25 protein-coding genes and 2 tRNA genes are annotated in these 25,927 nt (G+C 62.1%); 12 read left to right on the forward strand and 15 right to left on the reverse strand.

Annotated features, from left to right (window positions below; all coding sequences use genetic code 11):
- Window positions 1–2 precede the first annotated feature (2 nt).
- Window positions 3–75, reverse strand: a tRNA-Arg gene (locus D8W71_RS20185).
- Window positions 76–238: 163 nt separating this feature from the next.
- Here D8W71_RS20185 and D8W71_RS20190 point away from each other — a divergent pair.
- A complete protein-coding gene (locus D8W71_RS20190) occupies window positions 239–1,381 on the forward strand; it encodes a N(5)-(carboxyethyl)ornithine synthase (RefSeq protein WP_121115973.1) in 1,143 nt (380 codons plus the stop codon).
- A 91-nt stretch (window positions 1,382–1,472) separates the two neighbouring features.
- Here the strand turns inward: D8W71_RS20190 and D8W71_RS20195 are convergent, their stop codons facing one another.
- From D8W71_RS20195 to D8W71_RS20210, 4 genes are all read right to left on the reverse strand, one after another.
- Complete coding sequence (locus D8W71_RS20195) at window positions 1,473–2,663, reverse strand: PucR family transcriptional regulator (RefSeq protein WP_121115975.1); 1,191 nt, start codon at window positions 2,661–2,663, stop codon at window positions 1,473–1,475.
- A gap of 206 nt (window positions 2,664–2,869) precedes the next feature.
- Window positions 2,870–3,097 carry a hypothetical protein gene (locus D8W71_RS20200; protein WP_121119642.1) on the reverse strand — a complete coding sequence of 76 codons (228 nt, stop codon included), beginning with the start codon at window positions 3,095–3,097 and terminating at the stop codon, window positions 2,870–2,872.
- A gap of 45 nt (window positions 3,098–3,142) precedes the next feature.
- The gene (locus tag D8W71_RS20205) at window positions 3,143–4,321 is read right to left on the reverse strand and encodes a fatty acid desaturase family protein (protein WP_121115977.1); all 1,179 of its coding nucleotides are present in this window, start codon (window positions 4,319–4,321) and stop codon (window positions 3,143–3,145) included.
- 47 nt (window positions 4,322–4,368) lie between these two features.
- Entirely contained in the window at window positions 4,369–5,481 is a 1,113-nt protein-coding gene (locus tag D8W71_RS20210) for a ferredoxin reductase (protein ID WP_121115979.1), read from the reverse strand.
- Between the two features lie 210 nt (window positions 5,482–5,691).
- Between D8W71_RS20210 and D8W71_RS20215 the strand changes: the two genes are divergently transcribed.
- Both D8W71_RS20215 and D8W71_RS20220 read left to right on the forward strand, forming a co-directional pair.
- Complete coding sequence (locus D8W71_RS20215; RefSeq protein WP_121115981.1) at window positions 5,692–6,318, forward strand: TetR family transcriptional regulator; 627 nt, start codon at window positions 5,692–5,694, stop codon at window positions 6,316–6,318.
- A gap of 12 nt (window positions 6,319–6,330) precedes the next feature.
- Window positions 6,331–7,152 carry an alpha/beta fold hydrolase gene (locus tag D8W71_RS20220; protein ID WP_121115983.1) on the forward strand — a complete coding sequence of 274 codons (822 nt, stop codon included), beginning with the start codon at window positions 6,331–6,333 and terminating at the stop codon, window positions 7,150–7,152.
- On the opposite strand, the gene D8W71_RS20225 is transcribed toward D8W71_RS20220, so the two are convergent.
- The gene (locus D8W71_RS20225) at window positions 7,149–8,471 is read right to left on the reverse strand and encodes an MFS transporter (protein WP_121119644.1); all 1,323 of its coding nucleotides are present in this window, start codon (window positions 8,469–8,471) and stop codon (window positions 7,149–7,151) included. The genes D8W71_RS20220 and D8W71_RS20225 overlap by 4 nt on opposite strands.
- Window positions 8,472–8,600: 129 nt before the next feature.
- Between D8W71_RS20225 and D8W71_RS20230 the strand changes: the two genes are divergently transcribed.
- Genes D8W71_RS20230 through cmrA form a run of 3 tightly spaced genes read left to right on the forward strand, consistent with a single transcriptional unit; the run spans window position 8,601 to window position 11,989 of the window.
- A complete protein-coding gene (locus tag D8W71_RS20230; RefSeq protein WP_121115985.1) occupies window positions 8,601–9,128 on the forward strand; it encodes a PadR family transcriptional regulator in 528 nt (175 codons plus the stop codon).
- A complete protein-coding gene (locus tag D8W71_RS20235) occupies window positions 9,125–11,161 on the forward strand; it encodes an NADPH-dependent 2,4-dienoyl-CoA reductase (RefSeq protein ID WP_121115987.1) in 2,037 nt (678 codons plus the stop codon). The genes D8W71_RS20230 and D8W71_RS20235 overlap by 4 nt, the downstream gene beginning before the upstream one ends.
- Before the next feature lie 24 nt (window positions 11,162–11,185).
- Window positions 11,186–11,989, forward strand: coding sequence for a mycolate reductase (gene cmrA / locus D8W71_RS20240; RefSeq protein WP_121115989.1), 804 nt, complete (start codon window positions 11,186–11,188; stop codon window positions 11,987–11,989).
- Window positions 11,990–11,991: 2 nt separating this feature from the next.
- On the opposite strand, the gene D8W71_RS20245 is transcribed toward cmrA, so the two are convergent.
- On the reverse strand, window positions 11,992–13,743 hold the full coding sequence (locus D8W71_RS20245) for a helicase HerA-like domain-containing protein (protein WP_121119646.1): 1,752 nt from the start codon (window positions 13,741–13,743) through the stop codon (window positions 11,992–11,994).
- Between the two features lie 89 nt (window positions 13,744–13,832).
- Here D8W71_RS20245 and orn point away from each other — a divergent pair, with 89 nt between their 5' ends.
- From orn to D8W71_RS20260, 3 genes are all read left to right on the forward strand, one after another.
- Window positions 13,833–14,435, forward strand: coding sequence for an oligoribonuclease (orn, locus tag D8W71_RS20250; RefSeq protein WP_121115991.1), 603 nt, complete (start codon window positions 13,833–13,835; stop codon window positions 14,433–14,435).
- A gap of 89 nt (window positions 14,436–14,524) precedes the next feature.
- Window positions 14,525–14,600, forward strand: a tRNA-His gene (locus D8W71_RS20255).
- Between the two features lie 404 nt (window positions 14,601–15,004).
- Window positions 15,005–15,730, forward strand: a complete 726-nt coding sequence (locus D8W71_RS20260) for a M23 family metallopeptidase (RefSeq protein WP_236077521.1) — start codon at window positions 15,005–15,007, stop codon at window positions 15,728–15,730.
- Between the two features lie 3 nt (window positions 15,731–15,733).
- Here the strand turns inward: D8W71_RS20260 and D8W71_RS20265 are convergent, their stop codons facing one another.
- The 8 genes from D8W71_RS20265 to uraD all read right to left on the reverse strand — a co-directional run bounded on the left by D8W71_RS20265 (window position 15,734) and on the right by uraD (window position 23,546).
- Entirely contained in the window at window positions 15,734–16,927 is a 1,194-nt protein-coding gene (locus D8W71_RS20265) for a L,D-transpeptidase (protein WP_121119650.1), read from the reverse strand.
- Window positions 16,928–17,095: 168 nt separating this feature from the next.
- Window positions 17,096–18,580 (reverse strand): flavin-containing monooxygenase, encoded by a 1,485-nt coding sequence (locus D8W71_RS20270; protein ID WP_121115993.1) that lies wholly within the window; start codon window positions 18,578–18,580, stop codon window positions 17,096–17,098.
- Between the two features lie 29 nt (window positions 18,581–18,609).
- Window positions 18,610–19,470: an SDR family oxidoreductase gene (locus D8W71_RS20275; protein WP_121115995.1), complete on the reverse strand. Its 861-nt coding sequence runs from the start codon at window positions 19,468–19,470 to the stop codon at window positions 18,610–18,612.
- 102 nt (window positions 19,471–19,572) lie between these two features.
- The gene (locus tag D8W71_RS20280; RefSeq protein ID WP_121119652.1) at window positions 19,573–20,322 is read right to left on the reverse strand and encodes an IclR family transcriptional regulator; all 750 of its coding nucleotides are present in this window, start codon (window positions 20,320–20,322) and stop codon (window positions 19,573–19,575) included.
- A 52-nt stretch (window positions 20,323–20,374) separates the two neighbouring features.
- Complete coding sequence (locus tag D8W71_RS20285) at window positions 20,375–21,775, reverse strand: nucleobase:cation symporter-2 family protein (RefSeq protein WP_121115997.1); 1,401 nt, start codon at window positions 21,773–21,775, stop codon at window positions 20,375–20,377.
- A gap of 10 nt (window positions 21,776–21,785) precedes the next feature.
- Entirely contained in the window at window positions 21,786–22,676 is an 891-nt protein-coding gene (gene pucL / locus D8W71_RS20290) for a factor-independent urate hydroxylase (RefSeq protein ID WP_121115999.1), read from the reverse strand.
- A 2-nt stretch (window positions 22,677–22,678) separates the two neighbouring features.
- The gene (gene uraH, locus D8W71_RS20295) at window positions 22,679–23,014 is read right to left on the reverse strand and encodes a hydroxyisourate hydrolase (protein ID WP_121116001.1); all 336 of its coding nucleotides are present in this window, start codon (window positions 23,012–23,014) and stop codon (window positions 22,679–22,681) included.
- Window positions 23,007–23,546, reverse strand: a complete 540-nt coding sequence (gene uraD / locus D8W71_RS20300) for a 2-oxo-4-hydroxy-4-carboxy-5-ureidoimidazoline decarboxylase (protein ID WP_121116003.1) — start codon at window positions 23,544–23,546, stop codon at window positions 23,007–23,009. Before uraD ends, uraH begins: the two co-directional genes overlap by 8 nt.
- 228 nt (window positions 23,547–23,774) lie before the next feature.
- On the opposite strand from uraD, the gene D8W71_RS20305 reads away from it, so the two are divergent.
- The 3 genes from D8W71_RS20305 to D8W71_RS20315 are packed head-to-tail and all read left to right on the forward strand — an operon-like array spanning window position 23,775 to window position 25,927.
- Window positions 23,775–24,164: an allophanate hydrolase-related protein gene (locus D8W71_RS20305; RefSeq protein WP_121119654.1), complete on the forward strand. Its 390-nt coding sequence runs from the start codon at window positions 23,775–23,777 to the stop codon at window positions 24,162–24,164.
- Window positions 24,165–24,181: 17 nt separating this feature from the next.
- A complete protein-coding gene (locus D8W71_RS20310) occupies window positions 24,182–25,006 on the forward strand; it encodes a hydroxypyruvate isomerase family protein (protein WP_121116005.1) in 825 nt (274 codons plus the stop codon).
- Between the two features lie 24 nt (window positions 25,007–25,030).
- The gene (locus D8W71_RS20315) at window positions 25,031–25,927 is read left to right on the forward strand and encodes a 2-hydroxy-3-oxopropionate reductase (RefSeq protein ID WP_121116007.1); all 897 of its coding nucleotides are present in this window, start codon (window positions 25,031–25,033) and stop codon (window positions 25,925–25,927) included.

The raw sequence follows: 25,927 nt of genomic DNA on the forward strand, positions 1-25,927 counted from the left end.
AGTGCCCCCGGCAGGATTCGAACCTGCGACCAAGGGATTAGAAGGCCCTTGCTCTATCCCCTGAGCTACGGAGGCGTTGCTCGTCGCCGGCCGTTGGCCTCGTACGAGCACGGAGAACGAGTGTACCCGCTCGCTCAATTCACTCGGTGGAGGCTTCCGAGTTCGGCTCGATGCGCTGCTCGAGGGGTCAGCGGGGCGCCAGAGTTGTGGTTGACTGATCTCAACCGAAGGGGCCATTGTGCACCAGTTCACCCTCGGCGTCACGTCACGGTCATCGAAGCCGAACGAACGCCGCCTCCCGATACATCCCTTGCACATCGACCGGATTCCCGACGAGCTCAGGCGTCGAATCTATTTCGAGACCGGATACGGACTGCCCTTCGGAATCTCCGACGAGTACATCGCGTCGCTCACCGGCGGCATGCGTTCCCGCGCGGAACTCGTGGATCAGTGCGATGTGATCCTTCTCCCCAAACCGCAGTCGACCGACCTGGAGTCCTTGCGGCACGGCCAAATTCTATGGGGCTGGCCACATTGCGTACAGGACGAGAAACTGACGCAGGTCGCCATCGACCGCAAGCTGACTCTGATTGCGTTCGAAGCCATGAATCACTGGACAGCAGATGGATGGTTCAGTCTGCATGTCTTTCACAAGAACAACGAGCTCGCTGGATACTGCTCGGTTCTGCACGCGATGCAGCTGATCGGCGCAACCGGTGACTACGGTCGCAGGCTCAAAGCAGCCGTTATCGGTTTCGGGGCAACTGCCCGCGGCGCGGTCACTGCTCTGAACGCTCACGGCATTCACGAGGTCGACGTACTCACTCAGCGCGGAGTCACCGCGGTGAGCTCCCCGATCCACTCCGCGAGAATCGTCAACTTCGACCTCGACGGCGAGAACCCGCGTCGCAGTAGGGCTTTGACGGACACCGGGCGTGTTCCCCTGTCGGAATTCCTCGGCGATCACGATATAATCGTCAACTGCGTTCTGCAGGATACGAATTCACCGTTGACGTTTCTCACCAACGCCGACCTCGAATCGATCGATCCGGGCACTCTGATCGTGGATGTCTCGTGCGACGAAGGCATGGGTTTCGAATGGGCGCGTCCAACCTCGTTCACCGATCCCATGTTCACCGTGGGCGACAACGTCCGGTACTACGCAGTCGACCACAGTCCGTCGTACCTCTGGGATTCGGCGACGTGGGAAATCAGCGAATCGCTGTTGCCGTTCATCAGTACCGTCCTCGACGGCCCAGCCGCGTGGGATGCCGATGACACCATCAAGCGATCGATCGAGATCCGCGACGGCGCAGTGGCGAATCCGAACATCCTTGCGTTCCAACACCGAAGCCCGGACTATCCACATCTTCCGGTGTGAGAGATAACGGACGCCGGGTTCCGAGTAATCACTGACAGCGTCCGCTGCGTGGGCGCCGATCGCGCAGTGACGGTCGGCGCCGCACCGAGGGTCACGACGCTTCGGCGATCACGTTCTCGCGCGAAATAGGTGCAACGCTTGCCTGCTCGAGGCTGTCCACCACGAGGGCCGCATGCAGAGACATGAGCCCTGTGGAACTCAGCGGGTCGACTCCCGTCAGTTGTTCTATTCGCTTCAACCGGTAATCGACTGTGTTGGGGTGAACATAGAGGGACTTCGCACTCGCCCGACGGTTCGCTTCGCTGTCGACGAAGGTCCGCAATGTGTGCATGAGTTCCGGGAACGCGTCGAGCGGTGCGATGACCGATCGCAGTCGCGAGCGTCCGGGCCCGGGGCGCGACAGTTGATATTCCAGCGCCAAGTCGCTCGTGCGGTACAACCGGGGTTGCATCCGAAGCGATCTCGCCAGGTCCACCAACTCGCGGCAGTGGGTCACCGCACCTTCGATGGCGCCTAGCGCCGCTCGCGCAGTCGCGGACACAGTTCCAACGCGTAGGACCGAGCCGACTCGAGCGACACATTCTTCGACCGAGTTCGATTCCACGCAGGGCACCAGAATGGTTCCTCCCGCTGCGGTCAGCGAGATCAACGCACCACGTACGGAGGAGGCCGAGGCAAGGGCAGCCTCTGCAGCAGCGACCGCAGCGGCGTCGAGTGTCCGGGTGATCGACCGACCGCCGTCTGCGCCGCTTTCGACGAATCGGACGAACACCACGTCGTACTCCGCGGCTACCTCGATTCCGTTGCGCTCGGCAACCGCACGCGCTTCGGGATCGTCCGATGCGAGAAGGTCGACCAACTGTGCGACCCGCTCCCCCGTCGCACCCGAATCCTGCCTGCAGTGATCGAGGTAGGTAGAGGACACGACATTGCCCAGTATCTCGAGAACTCGCATCATGAACACTGCATTGCCGACTACATCCGTGCCGTCACTACCCGCGTCGCCGTCGACGCTGGTCCTGAGTCCCGCACTGACAGCCACGTGTACGGCTCGCTGAGCGTCGCGTAGCGCCACTCCGCTTCGCGCAAGATCATCGGCAGCCAAGCGCACCGGTTCCAGCTCACCGTTCACCGGAAGCCTGTCGGCTCGGAAGCATCGCGCCACGACCTGCGCGCTCAGCGATTCGAGAGCGTGTGTGTTTCCGCGGCCAGGGCGAGCCGACGAGCGATCAATTGAATGAGATGTGGTCGTGGAATGCGCGAACGAGGTATCCAACCGCATGTCGAGCCGCCTTTCCTGCCGCTTAGTGGTTCGTCCGGTAACGGTAACCCATTTGGCGATCCGAAAGTATGAAAACGAACGCCAAACATTCTTTGAGATTGTTTCGCCTCGAGATCCGAAAATGCCGGACGCCGAGCCCCCGGTCCTCGCGGACCGGTGACCCGGCGTCGGCGGTAACGCTCTAATGGATCGTCAAGGCTGAAAGGTCAGCGGTTCTCGAACTCTCCGTTGATGACCTTGCCGACCGGCGAATCTTCGCGAGCCTTCTTTGCGGCCTCGCGCATTTCGATCCCGTCGGACACCCAGTCGCCGATCTCACGGGTGACATCGCGAACCGCCCCCGCGATGATGACGGCGATCTTTCCCACATGATTCGCGGCGGACTCCGTCAATTCCTGCACGGTGTCCTTGTTGCGTTCGAACTTGCCTACCACCACGACCACCCCTGATTCGGATTCGGGCCCGACAGCGCCGGCCACTTACGCAGCAACCTTCTTGCGCTCGACGATAACACCGACCGTCGGCTCGGATCCGGTCAGCGAATTCGGAAGAGCAAGCTTGAAGATCTTGCCCCACACGGAACCGATCTGCTTGAAGAACCCGCCGGTGTTGTACGGCAATCCGTACTTCTCGCACAGCGCTTTCACTTCGGGAGCCAGTTCGGGGTAGCGATGCGCCGGCAGATCGGGGAACAGGTGGTGCTCGATCTGGTGGGACAGGTTGCCGGACATGATGTGGAACAACGGCGATCCCTCGATGTTCGCCGAGCCCAGCATCTGTCGGACATACCATTCTCCCCGCGACTCGTCTGCAGTCTCCTCCTCGGTGAACGTCTGCACGCCCGTCGGGAAGTGGCCACAGAAAATGATCGAGTAGGTCCACAGATTGCGGATGAGGTTGGCCCCGACGTTGCCGACCACGGTCGTGACGAAGAACGGACCGGACAGCGCAGGGAAGATCACGTAGTCCTTGAGGACCTGACGACCAGCCTTGCGCCACATGCCCTTCAACAGCGGCTTCACGTCGTGCCACTTTCGCTTGCCCTGAATGATGTTCTCCGACTCCAGATCGTGAAGCATGACGCCCCACTCGAAGAACGTCATCAGCAGGAATGCGTAGACAGGATTGCCGAGGTAGTACGGATTCCACTTCTGACCCTCGTCCATCCGCAGGATTCCGTACCCGATGTCACGGTCCTTGCCCACGATATTGGTGAAGGTGTGATGCATGTAGTTGTGCGAGTGCTTCCACTGGTCGGCCGGGCACACGGTGTCCCATTCGAACACCTGTGAATTGAACCCGGGCTCACGCATCCAGTCGTACTGGCCGTGCATGACGTTGTGGCCGATCTCCATGTTGTCGAGGATCTTCGACACACCGAGCGCACCGACGCCCGCGAGCCAGACCGGAGGCAGGAAAGGCAGATACATCATCGCGCGCCCGGCGATCTCCAAGCCGCGCTGCGTCTTGACGATGTTGTAGATGTACTCACGATCCTCGTCACCCAGTTTGGCCACGGTGCGAGCTCGGAGCTCGTCGAGCTCACGGCCGAGCTCCTGGACCTGCTCGTAGGACAGGACGGTCGGCGCCAAACCCTCCGGCTTCTCAGCAGAGCCGAAGAAAGGCAACGACAGTGAGGGCAAGGGTATTCCGAACATTTGAAACACTCTCCGTTTCGGTTGTCGAAAAGATGTGGTCGATTCGGTCAGATTTCGATGGCGACGTCGCCGACGGGCACTGAGACACAAAGTTGAATCTTCTTGTGCGGCTCACTGTCCATTTCGCCGGTTTGGACGTTGGTGGTGCATCCCGACGTCTTGACCGACGTGCAGGTGAAGCAGATACCCATGCGGCAGCCGTAGGCAGGCGAGAGACCCGCGTCCTCCGCTTGTTCCAGCAGCGTCCGCCCCGAGTTCTCCGCAACCACGTTGCTGTCCGAGAACGTCACATCGCCGTCTACATCCTCCGAGACGGCGATTGTCGGGGCCGCAAATTCCTCGAGATGCAGGCGATCGCTCAGACCGAGTTCCTCGTACACGCCTTTCACTCCGCGCATCAACCCCGGTGGGCCGCAGAGGTACGTCTCGGCATCGGTGTGCCACGGTGCGACGGCGTCGAGATGCTCTGTGCCGAAGAACCCGTGCAGGTCGCCACCGTCGACTTGGTCGGTGTAGGCCAGAGCGATACGCACAGTGGGATGCTCACTGGCGATAGCATCGAGTTCTGCACGATACGACACGTCGTTCTCCGTGTACGCGTAGTGAAGGAAGGTCAGGTCGCCGCTGTACCCCTCGTCCAGCAGCGTCCTGAGCATCGACATCACCGGCGTGATTCCACTCCCACCGCTGACCAGGAGAATGCGATCCGGCCTTGGCGTCGGGAGATGGAAAGTACCGTCCGCCTGCGAGAGGCTGACCACGAGTCCTGGTTGCGCGTTGCGGTGAAGGTACTGCGAGACCAGTCCCTCGGGGTGCGCCTTGATGGTCAGTTCGATTCGTCCGTCGGACCTGTACTGCGAGCACGCAGGCGAGTAGCACCGCGTGTGGCGGACTCCGTCGATGACGACTCCGACCTGAACGAACTGACCGGCCTCGAAGCCCGCCCACTGGTGCGTCGGGCGAAGCGTCAACGTCACGGTGTCCGAAGTGGACCGGTGTACATCGGTCACCTCGCCGCGCAGATCCCTGACGGTGGTCATCGGGTCGACCAACTCCAGATACCGGTCGAGGGCATGCGGGGTTGCCATGGCCTCGAACAGGGACAACAAGGAGAACTTGCCTCGAAATCCTGATCGACGCGATTTCTGCTGTATTGCCATGTCGCCTCCCGCACTCGGTCGAAACGGACGAACAATTGAGTGTACGTCTGTGCACTAGAATCCAAGTGTGGCAGATCCACACCGGGACCTGTCAACGCAAAAGTGATGGCACCGACACAGGATCACGGATAGTGACCGTCATCACAACGACGGTGTAGCCACGGAAGGACCGGAGGTGATCTCGCAGTGGAGAGCAATAAACTCGACCCCGTGACAGAACCGGGCACACGTGCCGAGCGCAAGGAGCGCACGAGGCAAGCCCTCATCGACGGCACCCTGGATTTGCTGCGCGACCGCTCCTTCGCCAGCGTCAGCCTGCGGGAAGTCACGCGTTCGGCGGGCATCGTGCCCACCGCGTTCTATCGTCACTTCGCGTCCATGGAGGACCTGGGGGTCGCACTGGTCGAGGATTCGATGCGGATGCTCAGGCAGATGCTTCGTGATGCACGCAAGGACCCGAGCATCAAGAACGCCACCGAGTCGCTACGCATTCTCGTCCGTCAGGTCCGCTCCCACGAAGACCAGTTCCGATTCCTTGCGCGCGAGCGCTACGGCGGAGTCACCGAAGTTCGCAGAGCGTTCGCCACGGAGCTACGCATGTTCGTCAGCGAACTGACCATCGATCTCTCCCGAATGCCAGGGTTGGAACGGTGGGACATCACCGACCTGGAAATGGCGGCCGACCTGATCGTCTCGACGATGCTGACTGCCACCGTCGGACTGCTCGAGATCGACAGGCCTGGCAGCGAGAACGAACGGGAGTTGCTGCGTCGCACCGAACAGCAGGTACGACTGATCGTGCTCGGCATGGGAGGGTGGAAGCCGAACCACGGCTGAGAGGGACTGCACATGACAACGACCACGGTGTCCGTCGATGATCTGGATTTCGACGTTGCCGTCGAGGGACCTGCCGAGGGCATTCCCGTCGTCCTCCTGCACGGTTTTCCCCAGACATCCGACTGCTGGGATCGAGTCGTTCCCCAGCTCACTGCCGCGGGCCTGCGCACCATCGCACCCAATCAGCGCGGCTACTCCCCTGGTGCGCGGCCCACCGGTGTCGACGCCTACGAGTCCTCCAAGTTGGTCGGTGACGTGCAGTCGATCATCCGAGCATTCGGACTGGAGTCGGCCCACATAGTCGGGCACGACTGGGGAGCAGCCGTCTCGTGGCAGCTGGCGGGACTGCACCCCGAGTACGTTCGTTCGCTGACCGCCGTGTCGGTACCACACACCGCGGCCTTCGGCTGGGCTCTCCGCGAGGACCCCGACCAACGCGAACGCTCGACCTACATGTCGCTCCTGCGACAAGAGGACAAGGCCGAGCGAGTCCTGCTGGAGGACAACGCCGCTCGGCTGCGCGCCATGTTCTCCGAGCACAGCCCCGACGAGAGGTACGTCGAACACCTGAGTGCGCCCGGTGCGTTGACGGCAGCCCTCAACTGGTATCGAGCCATGACGAACGAGTTCGGTGAGCTTCCTGAGGTGCGCATCCCCACGACGTACGTGTGGAGCAACGGGGACACCGCCATCGGCCGAGCAGGCGCAGAGCGCTGCGGTGAGTTCGTCGACGCCGACTACTCTTTCGTCGAACTCGACGGAGTGTCGCACTGGATCCCCGAGGAAGCACCCGAACGCCTCGCTGCCGAAATCCTTTCGCGAGTGTCGCCTTAGACCTTGTCCGGAGACTTCACGGCCAGCAGTGCCGCGAGCCCGACGGCGAGTACGACGAGCAACCCGCCGATTCCAGCACGATCGGCGTCGAACAGAAACACGAACAGCCCGAACAGTGTCGGCGCGAGAAACGACACGGCTCGACCCGTCGTCGCGTAGAGACCGAAGAACTGGCCCTCGCGTCCCGGCGGGGCGAGCCGCGCCAGATATGTGCGCGAGGACGATTGAGCCGGACCGACGAACAAGCACAGCATCAATCCGAACACCCAGAACAGCAGTGGTCCCGATACGAAGAGCAGCACGACTCCCGCGACGATCATCGATACGAGCGAGAACACGATGACCTTCTTCGGCCCGACTCTGTCGTCTATGCGTCCTGCCGTGATCGCGCCGAGCCCGGCCATGACGTTGGCAGCAACGCCGAACAGCAATACATCAGCCGTTCCGATACCGTAGACGCTCACCGCGAGCACGGCGCCGAAGGTGAACACCCCCGCCAATCCGTCGCGAAACAGCGCGCTGGCGACAAGGAAGTAGACGCTTCGTCGATCGACCGCCCACAGTTCGCGGAGGTCGCGAAACAACACCTTGTAGGACTCGATCAATCCCGCGTCGGCAGCGTCGGGATCCGCTGTCGACGAGGGTAGTTCGGGAACACGCAACAGAACAGGGATCGCAGACACCGCGAACCACACCGCGGCAAGCAATGCGACGATCCGGATGTTGAGACCACCGTCGGTGGTGATCCCGAACAGGCCGCGCGTGTCGCCCTCACCGGTGATGAAGCCGAAATAGCACACCAGCAGCAGCACGATTCCGCCGAAATAACCCATGGACCAACCGAATCCGGAGACTCGACCGATGTTCTCCGGCGTCGAGACCTGCCGGAGCATCGCATTGTAGGGAATGCTGGCCAGCTCGAACAGGATGGATCCGGCTGCGAGAAGCACGAGACCCAGCCACAGATAGTGATAGTCGTCCTTGACGAAGAAGAGGGCCGCCATCGACACGACGGTCAAGCCGGTCAGCAACGCCAGCGAGCGCTTTCGTTTTCCGCGCGCATCGAAGCGTTGCCCGGAAATCGGCGCCAGCAGCGCGATGACCACTCCGGCGAGTCCGACGGACCAACTGAACCACGACGTCGCAGAGATCGAGCCGGGAAGATCCTCACCGACGGCATCGGTGAGGTAGACCGAGAATACGAAGGTGAGGATGACCGCGTTGAACGCGGCCGATCCCCAATCCCAGATCCCCCAGGCGAATACCTGCTTCCGCGTAGTCGCAACGCCGACGGCGGCATTCTCGGCCCCTGTGCTCATGACCGAAAGCCTAGACCGGAGTGGAGCCTGCGGAATGACCAAGATGACCGGAGTGGAGCCGGCGGAATGGAGGAAGACGTGAGGTGCACCCAGTTGCATAGTCACCTCGTTGCATACATACTGGCCTGCGTGGCTCTCGAACACGCGATACTCGTCTCACTGACCGAACTCTCTGGGTCGGGCTACGAACTCGCGCGACGATTCGACAAGTCGATCGGTTTTTTCTGGAGCGCGACGCACCAGCAGATCTACCGGGTGTTGACGCGTATGGACAGCGCTGGGTGGATCACCGGCGCGGCTGTGGTTCAGGACGGCCGACCGGACAAGAAGGTGTACTCGGTCAGCCGCGCCGGACGAGCCGAACTGGACCGGTGGATCGCCGAACCCACCGACCCGAGCGTCCTGCGCGAGGAACTCGCGGTCAAGCTGCGCGGCGCGGCACACGGCGATATCGACGCTCTGAAAGCCGAGGTACGACGCCACCGCTCGGTTCACGTCGAACGGCTGGAGCTGTATCGCCTGATCGAGAAGCGTGACTTCCCCTCCCCGTCCGACCTTGCTGGAACCGCGCTGCATCAGTACTTGGTGCTGCGCGGCGGAATTCGTGTCGAAGAAGGTTTTGCCGACTGGTGCGACGAGATACTGGAGAAACTGTGAACACTCAAGACAGATATCCCACATTGCTGTCACCGCTCGATGTCGGGACGACAACGTTGAAGAACCGCGTCATAATGGGGTCGATTCACACCGGCCTCGAAGACCGCGCTCGCGACACCGGAAGACTTGCAGCCTATTTCGCCGAGCGCGCCAGGGGCGGCGTTGCATTGATCGTGACCGGCGGGTACGCGCCGAACAGAACGGGATGGTTGCTGCCGTTCGGAGCGAAGCTGACCAATCGCATCGAAGCGCGACGACATCGCAGGATTACCGAGGCCGTGCACCGCGAAGGCGGAAAGATCGCGCTGCAAATTCTGCACGCCGGCCGGTACTCGTATCAGCCGTTCAGCGTCTCTGCGTCGTCGATCAAGGCCCCCATCAATCCTTTTCGACCCCGCAGGCTCACCTCGCGCGGAGTCAGGTGGCAGATTCGCAACTACGTCCGCTGCGCACGGCTCGCACAGTCGGCCGGATACGACGGCGTCGAGATCATGGGCGGCGAAGGCTATTTCATCAACCAATTCCTTTCGATACGCACCAATCACAGGCGCGACGAGTGGGGTGGGAGCGCCGAGAACAGGCGTCGCATTGCAGTGGACATCGCCCGTCGCATTCGTGAGGCCGTCGGCAAGGACTTCTTGATCGTGTTCCGCCTGTCGATGGCGGACTTGGTCGAGGGCGGTCAGAGCTGGGACGACATCGTTGCTCTCGCACAGGATTTGGAACGCGTCGGTGTCGACATCATCAACACGGACATCGGTTGGCACGAGTCACGCGTCCCCACGATCGTGACCTCGGTTCCGCGTGCGGCGTTCGCCGACATCACCGGCAAACTCGACAAGCACGTGAACATTCCCGTTGCCGCGTCCAACAGAATCAACATGCCCGACACTGCGGAAGACATTCTTGTGCGCGGGGATGCTCAGCTCATCTCCATGGCCAGACCCATGCTGGCGGATCCGTTCTGGGTCCGTAAAGCCGAAGCAGACTCGGCGGAGAGCATCAACACCTGCATCGCGTGCAACCAGGCGTGCCTCGACCATGCATTCGTGCACAAGACCGTCTCGTGTCTGGTCAACCCACGTGCGGGGAGGGAGATCGAACTACAGCTGATGCCGACGCGGGTGACCAAGAAAATTGCCGTGGTCGGGGGCGGACCTGCAGGTCTGTCCGCGGCGCTCGAATCTGCGCGACGCGGTCACGCGGTCAGCCTGTTCGAAGCTCGGCCCACTCTCGGCGGCCAGTTCGGTATCGCACAGCGCATTCCGGGGAAAGAGGAGTTTGCAGAAACCATTCGCTACTTCACCACCGCATTGCGACAGGCAGACGTGACGGTGCATCTCGGTCGCCGGGTGAGCGCGGACGAACTACTCGCGGGCGGTTTCGACGAGGTGGTCATCGCCACCGGGGTCGTCCCGCGAATGCCGTCGATTCCTGGGATCGACCATCCGTCCGTGCTGTCGTACGCGGAGGTAGTGGAGCACGGCAAGCCGGTCGGGAAGAGAGTTGCCGTAATCGGAGCAGGTGGGATCGGCATCGATATTTCCGAATTCCTCACCACCGATGCATCTCCCACCCTCGATCTGAAGGAGTGGAAGCAGGAATGGGGGGTGACCGAACCGGAAGCCGCTCCCGGCGCACTGACGACGCCAGTTCCAGCGCGATCGCCGCGTGAGGTCTATTTGCTTCAGCGGAAAGAGGGCAGAATCGGCGCCGGCTTGGCCAAAACGACCGGCTGGGTCCACCGAGCTGCGCTGAAGGCAAAGGGCGTGCACGAACTATCCGGCGTGAACTACGAACGCATCGACGACGACGGACTTCACATCACCTTCGGTGCGAAGCACGAACGCCCCAGGACACTGGAGGTCGACACGATCGTCGTGTGCGCCGGTCAGGAATCGGTCCGGGAACTGGTCGACGAACTGCAGGGATCAGGGACAGCGACGCACGTCATCGGCGGCGCCGATCTGGCGGCGGAGTTGGACGCCAAACGCGCGATCGAGCAAGGAACTCTCCTCGCCGCACGTCTGTAGCCCCATCCACTACCCTGGCTCATCGTGAGCCTGCCACGCCCTACGCCCGAAGCCCGTGCCGTCGTTACCGGAGCCTCATCCGGAATCGGAGAGGCGTTAGCCACCGAACTCGCCGCCCGAGGTCATTCGTTGATCATCGTCGCTCGTCGCGGCGAGCTGCTCGAAGCGCTCGCGACGAAGCTGCGCGACGAGCACGGGGTGACCGTCGAAGTTCGGGTACTCGATCTGTCCGACCGCGATGCACGCACAACGTTCGCCGACGAGCTCGCCGATCGTGATATCAGCGTGCTGTGCAACAACGCGGGCATCGCGACGTTCGGGCCAGTGTCGGGTCTCGATCCCGCCTACGAGCGCGATCAGGTCGAACTCAACGCTGTGGCTGTTCACGACCTGACGCTGGCGGTCATTCCGGGGATGCTCTCTCGCGGCAGCGGCGGAATCCTCATCACCGGATCGGCCGCAGGAAACATGGCGATCCCGAACAACGCGACCTACGCCGCGACGAAAGCGTTCGTCAACACGTTCTCCGAGTCGCTCCGGCTCGAACTCAAGGACAGTGGAGTGCACGTCACCCTCCTGGCGCCGGGCCCGGTGCGTACCGAGACACCCGACCCGGCAGAGGCGTCGATCGTCGACAAGCTCGTGCCGGATTTCCTGTGGATCGACAGTGCCTACACAGCGAAACTGTCGCTCGATTCGTTGGCCAAGAACAAGATGCGTGTCGTACCCGGCTTGCTTAGCAAGGGCATGTCGATCGCAGGCCAGTACAGCCCGAGGGCAATCTCCGCACCCATCGTCGGGAGCTTCTACAAGAAGCTGGGCGGGTAGGCTCAACGCCTGCGTCGACGCCCCGTCCCGAAGATGCTTCGTGAGATCTCCCGTCCCGCAGCAGAAGCCGCCGATCTCAGGAAACTCTTGACGGCCGGGTTGTCCATGATCCGCTCGGCTGCGGAGGGGCCTTCCGCTGGTGGCGGTGGCAGATCGGGCAGATCGGTCGGGAGCGGCGGAAGGTCGAACGTCTCGTCCCTCGGTGCGGGAACGTCGGCGACACGTGCCTCCAACCTCTCGTACGCGGACTCGCGATCGATCGTCTCCCGGTATTTGGCGCTCAACGGACTGGCCGACGCCGCAGCGGTGATCGCGTCGTTGCCGATCGTGTCCATCAGCGACCGCGGCGGACGAATCTTGGTCCAGGCCACCGGCGTCGGCGCTCCCTTCTCGGACAGAACCGTGACGATCGCTTCGCCGGTACCGAGCGAGGTGAGCGCCTTCTCCAAGTCGTAGGCCTTGGTTTTCGGATACGTTCGAACCGTCTTGTTCAGCGCCTTCTGATCGTCCGGGGTGAAAGCGCGCAATGCGTGCTGAATACGTGCCCCCAACTGTGAGAGAACTTCGTTCGGTACGTCCGTCGGCAACTGCGTGCAGAAGATGACGCCGACGCCCTTGGAGCGAATCAGTTTCACAGTCTGCTCGACCTGCTGGAGAAATGCCTTCGACGCATCCGCGAACAACAAGTGCGCCTCGTCGAAGATGAAAACGAGTTTGGGCTTGTCTACGTCACCGACCTCGGGGAGCGTCTGGAACATGTCGGCCAGGACCCACATCAGAAACGTCGAAAACATGACCGGTCGCGCCGCGTGCGCGCCGAGTTCGAACAACGTGATGACGCCCTTGCCGTCGGCACCGACGCGCAGTAGGTCCTCGGTTTCGAGTTCCGGTTCGCCGAAGAATGTGTCGCCGCCGTCGGCTTCGAGGTTGACCAAGGCGCGCAGGATAACGCCTGCCGTCGCCGACGAGACACCTCCGATGCCTTTCAGATCCGCCTTGCCCTCATCGGAGGTCAGATGCGTGATGACAGAGCGGAGGTCTTTCAGGTCGAGCAGCGCGAGGCCTTGCCTGTCCGCCCAGTGAAAGATCAGACCCAGGGTTGATTCCTGAGTGTTGTTGAGTCCCAGCACTTTACTCAGCAGAATCGGGCCGAATGCAGTGATCGTGGCGCGAACAGGGATGCCGATACCCTCGGTCCCGAGCGACAGAAATTCCACGGGGTGACCGGACGGCGTCCAGTCGACATCCCCTGTGTCGACTGCGCGTGCGCGGATCTTATCGTTGTCGGCTCCCGGCGCCGACAGTCCGGACAGGTCGCCCTTCACGTCGGCCATGACCACCGGGACGCCGGCTGAGGACAGCTGCTCCGCTATTCCCTGCAGAGTCTTCGTCTTACCGGTACCGGTCGCTCCGGCGACAAGTCCGTGGCGGTTCAGCGTCGCAAGTGGGATTCGTATTCGTGCGGAAGGGTCGGTGACGCCGTCGAGGACGACGGTGCCCAGTTCGAGAGCCGCACCGCTCGAGTTGTACCCGGCAGCGATCTCGCCGGCGATGTTCGGAGCTGCCGTGTCTGCCGGTGCGACGTCGGTAGCGGCTTCCGCGGCCAGAGCCTCCCTCTCGGCCGCCTCAGCGGCGGCCAACGCCTCTTCGGCCACGCGGGCGGCCTCTACGGCAGCTGCTTTCGCCACCTTCGCTCTCTCCGCTGGAGACAGGGCTTCAGCGGTGGGATTCTCGGACGCCGGGTCGACCGTCATTGCTTCCATACTCCTTTTGTCACGTCGCTACTACTTCGATCACCACCGCAAACCATAACGTTGAGCATGGTCGCACTAGTGTGTGTCGTGTGCAGGACAAACTTGTGTGGATCGATTGCGAAATGACCGGGTTGGACTTGTCGAAGGACAAGCTGATCGAAATTGCGGCGCTGGTGACCGACAGTGAGCTCAACATTCTCGGTGAGGGTGTCGACATCGTCATTCACGCCGACGACGATGCCCTGGCCGGTATGCCCGACGTGGTGAAGAAGATGCACGCCAAATCGGGCCTGACCGAGGAAGTGCGCGCGTCCACTGTGTCGCTCGAGGATGCTCAGCAACAGGTGCTTGCGTACATTCGCGAGCACGTACCCGTTGCGGGCACTGTTCCCCTCGCCGGCAACTCGATCGCCACCGACCGCGGCTTCATCTCCCGAGACATGCTCGATCTCGACACCTACCTGCACTACCGCATGATCGACGTCAGCTCCATCAAGGAGCTCTCCCGTCGCTGGTACCCCCGGATCTACTTCGGCCAGCCGCAGAAGGGGCTCGCGCACCGCGCCTTGGCCGACATCAAGGAGTCGATCAAGGAGCTGAAGTACTACCGCCAGACGGTGTTCGTCGCCCCTCCAGGCCCCTCCACCAGCGAGATCGCGGCCGTCGTGGACGGTCTCGACACGCCAACCTGAGGGCGATTCGCAACCTGAGAATCGAACCGCTAGTATTGTCGACGCTGCTGAAACGCAAGCCAGAAATTGGCCGAGTGGACGTAGTTATGGTGGGCGTAGTTCAGCTGGTAGAGCACCAGGTTGTGATCCTGGATGTCGCGGGTTCGAGTCCCGTCGCTCACCCCATAGAAGCAGAAGAGCCGGTCTCCGCGAGGAGGCCGGCTTTTTTGCGTTCGCGGCTTCGCCGCCCGTGCGTGCGTAGTAACAGCCCGCCGTCATTACGCGCGCACGACCCGCTACCTGTCGGTGAGCGGAAAATTACCGCCCGACGTAACTACGCACGCACGGGCGGCGCAGGCGCACAACGAATTACGTTGTTGTAATTCAACTTTCGAGTTTCCTATGGGGTTCATGTGACGTACGGTTACAAATGGCACTTTTGGGGAAGAAAAGTACCAACGTTAAAGCTGTGAACGTTCAGCGTTGATTCAACGCGCCCCGAAATGCGCCACCAGCAGTTCGAAGCCCACTTGGGACACCAGTCGGGTCAGAAGCAGGAGGCACTAGACGTGGGTCGAAGAGTTCACAGAGTGATTGCAGGTTCGGTGTTGTCGGCGGCGCTGTGCCTCGGTACCACGGGTCTGATCAACCCGACCGTTGCCGCGGCGCAGCCGACCATCGAGCTGCCCAACATCCCCATACCGCAGCCGGACGCACAACAGCGAGCAGCGATCCTCGCCGCAGTCCTGGACGCGACGGGCGTGCTCATCAACGAGGTCGCAGCGGTAATTCTCGACTCCGACTTCGGTCCGGCCCCGAACGACGACAGCAGCACCGCCGAACCCGAGACCGAGATCGCTCCCCCATCCGTCGGACTCGGCGGTTCGATCCTGCCGCTGCCCGCACGCAGCTACGAGATCACGTCCGGCTACGGCGGTCGGAACAACCCCACCGGCAACGGTGGACAGTTCCACCAGGGCGTCGATTTGGCGGCACCGTCGGGAACCCCGATTTATGCGGTTACGGGCGGCACGGTCGAGCAGGCAGGCGATGCCGGTGACGGCTACGGCACTCTGGTTCGCATCAAGAGCGGCAATACAGTGACCTACTACGGCCATCAGTCGAGCGTGAACGTCGACGTCGGCGACACCGTTGCGGCGGGTGACCAGATTGGATCGGTCGGCAGCACCGGCAATTCAACCGGGCCGCATCTACACTTCGAGGTCAGAAACAACGGTTCGAGCGTCGAGCCTGTCGCTTATCTGAAGACTCTCGGCATCGATCCAGCACGGTACGAGAAGCAGAGCTCCGACTAGGACCTACACGCTCGTGGCGTTGCCGGCCTTCCATTCCTCCCACGGAATGTTCCAGTCTCCGAGGCCGTCCACGCCCGACAGTGTGCCTCCGACGGTGTTCTTGACCACGACGATATCGCCGCGCTTGGTGTTGTCGTAGACCCACTTGGCGTTCGATGGGCTCAGGTTGAGGCATCCGTGGCTCGCGTTGGAATAGCCTTGCTGCCCGACCGACCACGGTGCCGAATGGAAGAAGATGCCGCTGTAGGACATCCGAGTGGCCCAGTCGACGGGAGTTCGATATCCCGTCGACGAGTTCACCGGGACGCCGTATGTCGACGAATCCATCACGAGGTGCTCGAAGCGATCGCCGATGATGTAGACGCCGTTGTCGGTCGGCGTACTGTCCTTGCCCATCGACGTCGGCATCGTCTTGACGTCCTGGCCGTTGACGTTGAACGTCACCTGCTTGGTGTTGTCGTCGGCCGTGGCCACGACGGCGTCACCGATGGTGAACGAGGTTCTTGCGTTTTCCTGGCCGTAGATGCCGTCGCCCAAATTGCGTCCGTAGACCTCGACGGCGACATCGACGCGAGTTCCCGACGCCCAGTAGTTCTGCGGGCGCCATCGAACCTCACGGTCGTTGACCCAGTAAAACGCGCCTTCGACGGAAGGGGTCGTGGTGACCTGAATGGCGTTCTGGGCGGCGATCTTGTCGGTGATGGTCTCGTCGAACTGCACCGCGACCGGCTGGCCGATTCCAACGACAGCACCCTCGTTCGGGAGCACGTAGGGCTTCGTGAAGTTCCCCGGCTGGCTCGTCGTGAAGCTGGTGACCGAGCTGCTCGCTCCGCCGAGGCCGTAGGCGTCGGCCTGCACGCGGTACTGGCGGTTGTACCCGAGCGGCTCGGTGTTCGTCCAGCTCAGGCCGTCGGGTGAAATCGCGCCTGCTACCTGCATCCCCTCGGGGTTGAGCATGGTGACTTCGGCCAGTTTTCCGTCGGCGACAGAGACCGTGACCGGATCGGCCGGAGAGAAACCGACAGCGCCGTCCGAGACGGTGGACGACAGCTTGGGTCCCAAAAGTTCGGCGATGGGGTTCGAATCGATGGGCGCCGCATCGATCTTGCTTTCGGTGGCGCCTGTACATCCGGTCAGGACGACAGTTGCCGCAACCGCAGCTACCGCCGCTGCCGCGATCCCGCGCGAGATCCTCATCAACACTCCACTTCCAGACCGACCGATCAGTTCGAACCGAATACTGCCAGGCCGCAGCCAGTGCATCCAACCGAAATGCCGCTCACCGAATAACGATTCGAATACCAAATCGGACGGTCCGGGGTCTGTGTTACTTCACGACGCCTCACGGGTGACGTCAGTGACGCCTCACTTCAAGGTCATGTTCTCGTCGATGAGCTTCCCGTAGCGCAGCGCGGGCAGGTCGCGGAAGTAATTCATCCGCAGTCGCCACGGCGCAATCGAACCTTGCTTGGGGAACGAGTCGACCGCCCGCAGGACGTAGCCGGCCGCGAAGTCGAGGAACGGCTCCTCCCCCACCGACGGGTCGCGCTTCAACCGGACCTCGCGGAAACCGTCGCTGTCCATCTTCTGGAGCAGCCGGGCGATGTAGTCGGACACGAGATCGGCTTTCAAAGTCCACGATGCATTGGTGTATCCGACGACGAACGCAAAGTTCGGGACGTCGGTCAGCATCATGCCCTTGTACGCCATGGTCTCGGTGAGATCGACCTTCTTGCCGTCGACGCTCATCTCGACGTTGCCGAACGCGACGAGATTGAGCCCCGTAGCCGTGACGACTACGTCCGCGTCGAGGTGCCGACCCGACGTCAGCGCGATACCGGTCTCGGTGAAGCGCTCGATGTGGTCGGTCACGATCTCGACCTCGTCCTTACGGATGGAACGAAAAAGGTCGTTGTCCGGGACGAGGCACAGACGCTGATCCCACGGGTTGTACTTCGGCGTGAAGTGGGTGTCGAGGTCGTATCCGTCGGGAAGCCACCCCTCCTGCAACTTTCGGATCTGCTTTTTCATGAAGTTCGGGTACTTCTGACTGATCACGTACATGCCGATCGCGGTGACAGCATTCTTGAATCGCGTGACTCCGTACGCAGCTCGCGCCGGCAGGTACTTCCGGAGCGCGAGGGCGATGTTGTCCTTCGACGGCAGGGACATGATGTAGCTGGGCGATCGCTGCAGCAAAGTGACGTGCGAGGCATCACGAGCAAGATTGGGCGCCAATGTGATTGCGGTGGCACCGCTACCGATGACCACGACCCTCTTGCCCGCGTAGTCGAGCTTCTCGGGCCACTTCTGCGGGTGCACGACCTCTCCACCGTAGGTCTCGATCCCTACGAACTCCGGCGTGAATCCGCTGTCGTAGTCGTAGTAGCCACTGCAACACATCAAGAACGAAGCCTCGATGACGACGCTGGCGCCCGTGTCCGACCGCACCGACGTGACGGTCCACTTCGACGTCGCCGTCGACCACTCCGCGGAGACAACCTTGTGGTGGAATCTGATGTGGCGGTCGATCCCGCCCTCGCGGGCAGTGTCCTCGATGTAGTCCCGGATGGATTCACCGTCGGCGATGGACTTGTCGCCGGTCCACGGCCTGAAGTTGTATCCGAGGGTGTACATATCGGAGTCGGATCGGATTCCCGGATAACGGAACAGATCCCACGTTCCACCGATGGCGCCGCGGCCTTCGAGAATGGCGTAGCTCTTGTTCGGTAGCTTGGCCTGCAGGTGATGCGCAGCACCGATGCCGGAAAGTCCAGCGCCGACGATCAGGAAGTCGACCGAATCGACTTCGGTCGAAGAAGTCGATTCCGAGGGGGATGTCGTGGTCATCGAAACACTTTCGTGAGTACGGGCGGGACTTAGGTGTTGCGCTTGCTCGTCGAGCGGCCGAGCGCTGCTACTTCTGCGTCCATCTTCGGGAGCAACCGCGGGACGTGCTTGAGCAGAGCCCGGTCACCGACCGCCGAGTTCACAATCGACCTGAATCGGCCTGCAAACCCCACCCACTTCGGAACGTACACCTTGCGTTTGCGGCCTTCGAGACCGTCGACGAAGGCGTCGACACACTTGTCGACGGTCATGGTCTGCCCGAACGGTCCCGGCATGACGTCGAGCATCTCTCGGAATGCGCCGAGATCGGCCTTCGCATCCTGCACCAGCGGGGTGTCGATCCAGGCCATGTGCGCTGATCCGACACCGACCCCCTGGTAGGCGACTTCCAAACGGAGCGCATTCGCGAACTGTTCGACGCCTGCCTTGCTGGCGTTGTACGCGGCAAGCCCTGGACACGCGGCAAAGGCCGCCAGCGAGGACACGATGAGAACGTATCCCTTGCGTTCGATCAGGGAAGGCAGTGCGGCGCGGACCGTGTGGAACACGCCGAGAATGTTGATGTCGAGCACCCGAGCAAATGTCGCCGGGTCGACCTGGAGCACGGATCCGTAGCTCGAAATGCCCGCGTTGGCCAGCACGAGGTCGATACCCCCGAACCGGGCAATACCCGCGTCGACGGCGGCCTGCACGGCGTCGAGGTCACGAACATCGGCGACGACGGTCACCGCTGCGTCACCGAGCTCCAGACCGAGCTCGGCCAGCGGCGCCTCGTCGACGTCGACCAGCACCAACTTGCTTCCCCGAGCCGCGAGTGCGCGTGCGGTTTCCGCGCCGATTCCTCGCGCCGCGCCGGTGATGAATACGACCTTGTTCGAGAGTGTGGGCATTGCCCGTCACCTCCAGTTTCCGTTCCCCCCGGTTTATTGGGAACTGCTACGTGTCACTTTCCATCTGATACGGACCGGTGTCAAGATCGTGATCATGGTCGGCTACTTCGGCTCCAGATCCTTTGCCAGCCGCTCCGCAGCAGAACGCAGAAGCGGAACGAACTGCTCGGCCGATTCGAGGGTGACACGTGCGGTGGGTCCCGCGATCGACATCGCCGTCAAGGTCGGAGCCCCGATGACGGGCACCGCGAAGCATCGAACGCCGACTTCCTGTTCACCGTCGTCGATGGCGTACCCGCGGGCTCGAATCACCTCGAGATCGGCGAGAAGGGTGTCGAGGGTGGTAAGGGTGTTGATTGTCCTGGGCGCCAAACCGGTTCGCCCCACCAGCGCACGCACCGACTCGTCGTCGAGCTGGGAGAGCAAGGCCTTGCCCACGCCGGTGGAGTGAGGAAGCACGCGCTGGCCAACCTCGTTGAACATCCGCATGGCGTGCTCGGACGGCACCTGCGCGACGTAAACTGCCATGTCGTCCTCGAGTAAGGCCATATTGGACGTCTCGTGGGTCTGTCGAACCAGTTCGGAGAGATAAGGTTTCGCCCAACCGCCGATCAGTTTCGTGGCACTCTCCCCGAGCCCGATGAGCTTGGTTCCCAATGCGTAGCGACGCGTCGCAAGCCTACGTACGTAACCGAGCGTCACCAGCGTCCCGACGAGTCGGTGCACAGTCGGCATCGGCAGGTCGGCCGCTTCCGCAAGCTCGCTGATCCCGATCGACCCACCCGATGCGGCCATGATGTCGAGCAATTCGAATGCTCGCTCGACCGACTGCACACCGCCGCCTGCTGCCACGTGAATCACCTTTCCCGTCGATACCTACCGACACTATTCCACGAAGCGGAACTTATCGGCCTGAATGATGCGCGGTGCCCACTGGCGGGGCCGCCGACACCACCGACGGTGCGCTTCTTTGCCCCCGGGTGAACACGTTGAAGAAGATGTTCAGAAGCACCGCGACGATGCTGGCAGCGCTGATCCCCGAATCGAGTACTACATGGACCCATTCGGGGAATGCGGCGTAGAACCCGGGAACTGCGATGGGTATGACACCGAATCCGATTGCGACAGCGACGATCACCAGATTCAGATTGCCGTCGAAGTTCACCTTCGACAGGGTTCTGATGCCGCTGGCGGCCACCGACCCGAACAGCACGATCCCCGCTCCGCCGAGGACGGGGAGCGGCACCGACGCCACGACCCTGCCCAGCACTGGAAACAAGCCTAGGAACAGCAGCACGGAACCACCGGCCGCGACGACGTACCGGCTCTTGATGCCGGTGACAGCGACGAGTCCGACATTCTGCGCGAATGCGCTGGCCGGAAACGTCCCGAACACGGGCGCTACCGTCGTCGCGATCATGTCGGCGCGGAGTCCGTCGCCGACTCGCTTCGCGTCCACCTCGGTGCCGACGATCTCGCCGACCGCGAGGATGTCGGCGGTCGTCTCGGTCATGATGACGAGGATGACCACGACCATGGAGATGATTGCGCCGATCTGGAATACAGGAGTACCGAATGCGAACGGTTCCGGGAGTGCGAAGATGCTGCCGTCGCCGACGCCTCCGAAATCTGCCTTACCGATCACCAGCGCAAACACCGTACCCACCACGATGCCGATCAGGATCGACAGACGCGACAACGTCCCCTGCACGAGGCGACTCACCAGGAGCACGACACCCAGACTGAAGCCGGCGAGACCGATGTTGGACATCGAACCCCAGTCTGCGGCTTTCTGATCGCCACCCATCGCCCAGCGCACCGCGACGGGAAGAAGCGAGATTCCGATGACGGTGATGATGGTTCCCGTGACGACGGGCGGGAAGAAGCGAACGATCTTGCTGAAGAACGGCGTGATCAAAATTCCGATTGCACCGGCCGCGATGATGGCTCCGAACACCGAGTTCAACCCGCCGGGCCCGCTGGCGATCGCGACCATAGTCGACACCGATGCGAACGAAATTCCCTGTACCAGTGGCAGTTTTGCGCCGACATACGGTAGCCCGAGCGTCTGCAGGAGAGTCGCGGCACCGCTGACGAACAGGGCCGCAGAGACCAACACGGCGATCTGCGTTCCGGTCAGGCCCGCCGCACCACCGACGATCAAAGGAGGTGCGATCACGCCGCCGTACATCGTCAGGATGTGCTGCAATCCGTAGATGTACGACCTACCGATCGACAATCGCTCGTCCTCGGGACGAGCAGGGTCGTGGTCATGCTGCGTGCCAGTGCGTTTCGTCAGCTTCATGGCCGCGCTCCTAGCAGAATCCGGCTACGGTGTCCCAGGCGCGACCGGCGTCCGGGGCATCGTCGCGTCGGACTGTTGCCTCGATCAGGCCGTACGGCCGATCGGCGACGTAGAACACCTCCCCCGGGTTGTCGAGCCCGAAGGGTTCCAGATCTACGAGGAAGTGGTGAATGTTGGGCATCGAGAACTTGATCTCACCGATTTCCGGATGTGCTTCGAGCACCTTGGTTCCCATCTGAAACAGGCTCTGCTGCAATGCCAGCGAGTGAGTCGACGCAAAGGCGTCGAGCATGATCGTGCGGACATCGTCGTAGATCTTGTCGAAATCGAGGTCGTTCGCAAGATACCGCCACCGCGCGCTTACCGAGGTTGCAAGAATTCGGTCGGTTGTCTCTTTGAGAGTCGTGTACCGATCTTTCGGATAACCCCAAAATTCCGATGCGGTCGAGTTCAGCACTACGAGATCGGTTATGCCACTGATGACGGTGGTGGTGTCACCGTCGACGGTGACGATCGTGTTGCGCTTTTCGTCACTTCCCTTGACGAACGAATGGTCGTAGCCGTCGGTGCCCGACGGTATGCGCGACCAGTTGTACTGCTCGATCTCCCAGCGTCCCCCGTCGATCCAGTCGAAACTGCTGGTGAAATGGCTACCGAGCCTGAGAGCGAAGTCCTCGATGGCGCCGATTCCGTCCCGTGCGAAGGCGTAGACGGTGTTCTTCTGCGTGTCCGTGGCGACGACATGGCCGTTGTCGCCTTCGGTGTGCGCGGCTTCCAGATCGCCGCGCAACTGCGATGTGACACTGACGTCGGTAATGCGGTGTCGAGCGGTGTCACGGTCGATCCGGACGAGTCTGCATTCGGCTTTGCCGTACTGGTTGGCTCCGAGCACGATGCTCATGACTAGCTCCCTCGATAGGTGGTGAAGGCAAATGGGCTGAGAAGAAGTGGTACGTGGTAGTGCGAAGCGTCGGCGACGACCTCGAATACGATTTCGACTGCGGGATAGAATGTTTCGACGCCCTTACCGGCGAAGTAGCGACCGGTGTCGAACTTCAGCCGGTAGCGGCCGGCAGGCAACGCGGGCGGACCGAGATCTCCGATGCGGCCCTGCACGTCGGTGATACCCGACGCGATCTCGGCCCCTGCATCGGGTCCGAGTGTCACCGAAACTCCCTGGGCAGGAGCGCCGTTCGCGGCGTCGAGGACGTGCGTGCTCACCAGGCTACGTTCAGGCATTCGAAAGAACCCGATCGAGTCTGAGTGCGGCGATCTCGCGCAGCTCGCGCTCGACGACGCGCAGCTCCGACTCGGCATCGTTTCCGATGCGTTCGTCGAGCGCAGCGAGGATCTCCGATGCATCACGTCCGGCAGCGCGAATCAGGAACACTCGACCGAACCGCTGCTCGTATGCGATGTTGCCCGCGCGCAGCCGGTGGGCCACCTCGTCCTGGGTCAGGTCGACGCCCGACTGTTCTCCCCGCGCCTGCTCGGAATGGGCATCGTCACCGCTCGGACGGTCGCCGATACGAGGGTGCTTGTCCAATGCTCCGTCGATCTCTGCGAGCGTGAGCGGGTCTGCTGCCGTGAATATAGCCCTGAGAGCCGCCTCGTCGTTCGCGAAAGGCCGTAGACCGAGCATGTCGTCCACCCATCGGGGAACGTCGAGAGCTAATCGAAGCGCAGTCCGCCCGTCTCGTTCCGATGCTGCGTTGAGACGACTGCACACACCGGAGATCAACGATTCCGTATTGCGAAACATGGATTCCATATATTGAGCGTGACAGCCGTCACAGGTGGTGTCAAGAGGCATCGCCACATATCTCGACCTCTCGCAGGAATCATTGAACGGCAGCATATTTCGCATTGTGGACTTGATCTTGAATACGGCCCCGACGGTTGACAGGAGCGAGTGCACCAGGTCACACTCGAACCATCGATGGAATTACTATTCCGCAATACGGATTTTGAACCGTCGGGTTCGGAAGGAGTCAAACCCATGACAGAGCTGTTCTGCAACGGCGGCGCCATGCGGGGCGGGAGCCTGCACCACAATGTGTCTGCGCATCCCTTCGTCGGCACTGTGCGCACGACGCCCAGCTATCGGTTCTTTTCGGTCCGAGACGAGTTCCCTGCGCTCGTGCTCGACCACAAGGCAGGCGCAGCCATCGAAGGTGAGCTCTACGACATCCCTCTCGACGACATCAGGACCGCGTTCCTTCCCGACGAACCACCCGAGCTGGAGCTCACCGTCGTGGCCTTGGACGACGGTCGCTCGGTCCTAGGAGTGGGCCTGCGGCCTGGTGTACTCGAAGCGCAACCCGAAGAACTGATCGATATCACCTATACCGGTAGTTGGCGTCGCTATCGCGGACTTCCGACACCCTGAACTCGAAAGGAACGCGAATGCAGCATTATTCGTACACCGTCAACTGCTCTATTCTGTTCGCCGATACACCGCTCCTCGAACGCCCTCGGCTAGCCAAGGAAGCCGGATTCGACGCAGTCGAGTTCTGGTGGCCCTTCGATACAGCCACCCCCGCCGACGCCGATGTCGATGCCTTCGTTTCGGCCATCCGCGATGCAGGCGTGCAACTGACCGGGCTCAACTTCGCAGCAGGCGACATGCCCGCAGGTGACCGAGGAATTCTGTCCGATCCCAGCCAGGTGCAGGCGTTTCGGGACAACATCGACATCACAATCGGAATCGGAGAAACGTTGGGCACCAAAGGCTTCAACGCTCTCTACGGTAACCGGATCGACGGTGTCGACCCGATCGAGCAGGACCGCGTCGCGATCGAGAACCTCGCTGCAGCCGGTACCGCCGCCGCGAGAATCGGCGCAGTCGTCCTCGTCGAACCGGTGAGCGGCGCCCCGGCGTACCCCATCAAGCGTGCCGCAGGTGCAGTAGCCACCATCAGAAGGGTTGCCCGCGAGCACGACGTCCACAACCTACGCTTGCTCGCCGATCTCTATCACCTCTCCGTCAACGGAGACACGGTGTCGGCAGTGATCGACGAGCACATCGATCTCATCGGCCACGTACAGATCGCCGACTCCCCCGGCCGCGGCGAACCCGGTACCGGAACCCTCGACATCGAGGGCTACCTCGCCCAGCTCGCCGACGGCGGATACGACGGTTACATCAGCCTCGAGTACAAGCCCACCCGCCCGGACACCTTCTCCTGGCTGGCCGATCATTCCGCAGGCTCCACTCCCGGCCGCACCTAGACCACCACGAAGCAAAGGACATTCATGAGCACCATCGCTTTCATCGGACTCGGAATCATGGGGAGCCCCATGTCCGTTCACCTCGCGACCGCAGGCCATCAGGTGGTCGGTTACAACCTCACACCCGACCGCACCGGGCCTCTCGTCGAAGCCGGAGGTATCGCCGCCGACTCGATCGCCAAAGCGGTAGCCGACGCCGACATCGTCGCGATCATGGTCCCCGATTCACCGGATGTGCAGGACGTTCTGAGCGGCGAGGACGGGGTATTCGCGAACGCTCGACGCGGCGCGCTGATCATCGACTTCTCGAGCATCCGGCCCGATGTCACCGCCACACTGGCCGACGAGGCTGCCGCACGAGGGTTTCGGCTGATCGATGCCCCGGTCTCGGGCGGTCAGGCCGGCGCCGAGAATGCGTCGCTGTCCATCATGGTCGGTGGCAGCTCCGAGGATTTCACCGAAGCCAAGCCTGTCCTCGATGTCGTGGGAAAGACCGTAGTCCATGTGGGCCCGAACGGATCGGGGCAGACCGTCAAGGCTGCCAACCAACTCATCGTTGCAGGCAACATCCAGGTCCTGGCCGAAGCCATCGCATTCCTCGAGGCCTACGGAGTCGATCTGGCTGCGGCGGTCGAGGTTCTCGGCGGTGGACTGGCCGGATCGTCCGTGCTGAAGCAGAAGGCGCAGAAGATGCTCGACCGTGATTTCGAGCCCGGATTTCGAATCGACCTGCACCACAAGGACCTCGGCATCGTCACCTCCGCTGCCCGAGAAGCAGGGGTAGTCGTTCCCATGGGCGCAGTCCTGGCACAGCTGATGGCGTCCGCCCGCGCCAACGGCGATGGTGGCCTCGATCATTCGGCTCTCTACCGCGGTGTTGCACGGCTCTCCGGCAACCGCGAAACAAGCAAGGTGAACTGA

It is taken from the genome of Rhodococcus sp. P1Y, assembly GCF_003641205.1.
Taxonomy (GTDB): Bacteria; Actinomycetota; Actinomycetes; order Mycobacteriales; family Mycobacteriaceae; genus Rhodococcoides.

Excerpts from the sequence above, each read along its gene's own strand:
- D8W71_RS20245 (WP_121119646.1), bottom strand. The coding sequence starts at position 13,743 with ATGACGGTCGACCCGGCGTCCGAGAATCCCACCGCTGAAGCCCTGTCT.
- uraH (WP_121116001.1), bottom strand. The coding sequence starts at position 23,014 with ATGCCTGAACGTAGCCTGGTGAGCACGCACGTCCTCGACGCCGCGAAC.
- D8W71_RS20210 (WP_121115979.1), bottom strand. The coding sequence starts at position 5,481 with ATGGCAATACAGCAGAAATCGCGTCGATCAGGATTTCGAGGCAAGTTC.
- D8W71_RS20220 (WP_121115983.1), top strand. The coding sequence starts at position 6,331 with ATGACAACGACCACGGTGTCCGTCGATGATCTGGATTTCGACGTTGCC.
- D8W71_RS20305 (WP_121119654.1), top strand. The coding sequence starts at position 23,775 with ATGACAGAGCTGTTCTGCAACGGCGGCGCCATGCGGGGCGGGAGCCTG.
- D8W71_RS20265 (WP_121119650.1), bottom strand. The coding sequence starts at position 16,927 with ATGAGGATCTCGCGCGGGATCGCGGCAGCGGCGGTAGCTGCGGTTGCG.
- D8W71_RS20195 (WP_121115975.1), bottom strand. The coding sequence starts at position 2,663 with ATGCGGTTGGATACCTCGTTCGCGCATTCCACGACCACATCTCATTCA.
- pucL (WP_121115999.1), bottom strand. The coding sequence starts at position 22,676 with ATGAGCATCGTGCTCGGAGCCAACCAGTACGGCAAAGCCGAATGCAGA.
- D8W71_RS20225 (WP_121119644.1), bottom strand. The coding sequence starts at position 8,471 with ATGAGCACAGGGGCCGAGAATGCCGCCGTCGGCGTTGCGACTACGCGG.
- D8W71_RS20285 (WP_121115997.1), bottom strand. The coding sequence starts at position 21,775 with ATGAAGCTGACGAAACGCACTGGCACGCAGCATGACCACGACCCTGCT.
- D8W71_RS20315 (WP_121116007.1), top strand. The coding sequence starts at position 25,031 with ATGAGCACCATCGCTTTCATCGGACTCGGAATCATGGGGAGCCCCATG.
- D8W71_RS20205 (WP_121115977.1), bottom strand. The coding sequence starts at position 4,321 with ATGTTCGGAATACCCTTGCCCTCACTGTCGTTGCCTTTCTTCGGCTCT.
- D8W71_RS20310 (WP_121116005.1), top strand. The coding sequence starts at position 24,182 with ATGCAGCATTATTCGTACACCGTCAACTGCTCTATTCTGTTCGCCGAT.
- D8W71_RS20275 (WP_121115995.1), bottom strand. The coding sequence starts at position 19,470 with ATGCCCACACTCTCGAACAAGGTCGTATTCATCACCGGCGCGGCGCGA.
- D8W71_RS20270 (WP_121115993.1), bottom strand. The coding sequence starts at position 18,580 with ATGACCACGACATCCCCCTCGGAATCGACTTCTTCGACCGAAGTCGAT.
- uraD (WP_121116003.1), bottom strand. The coding sequence starts at position 23,546 with ATGGAATCCATGTTTCGCAATACGGAATCGTTGATCTCCGGTGTGTGC.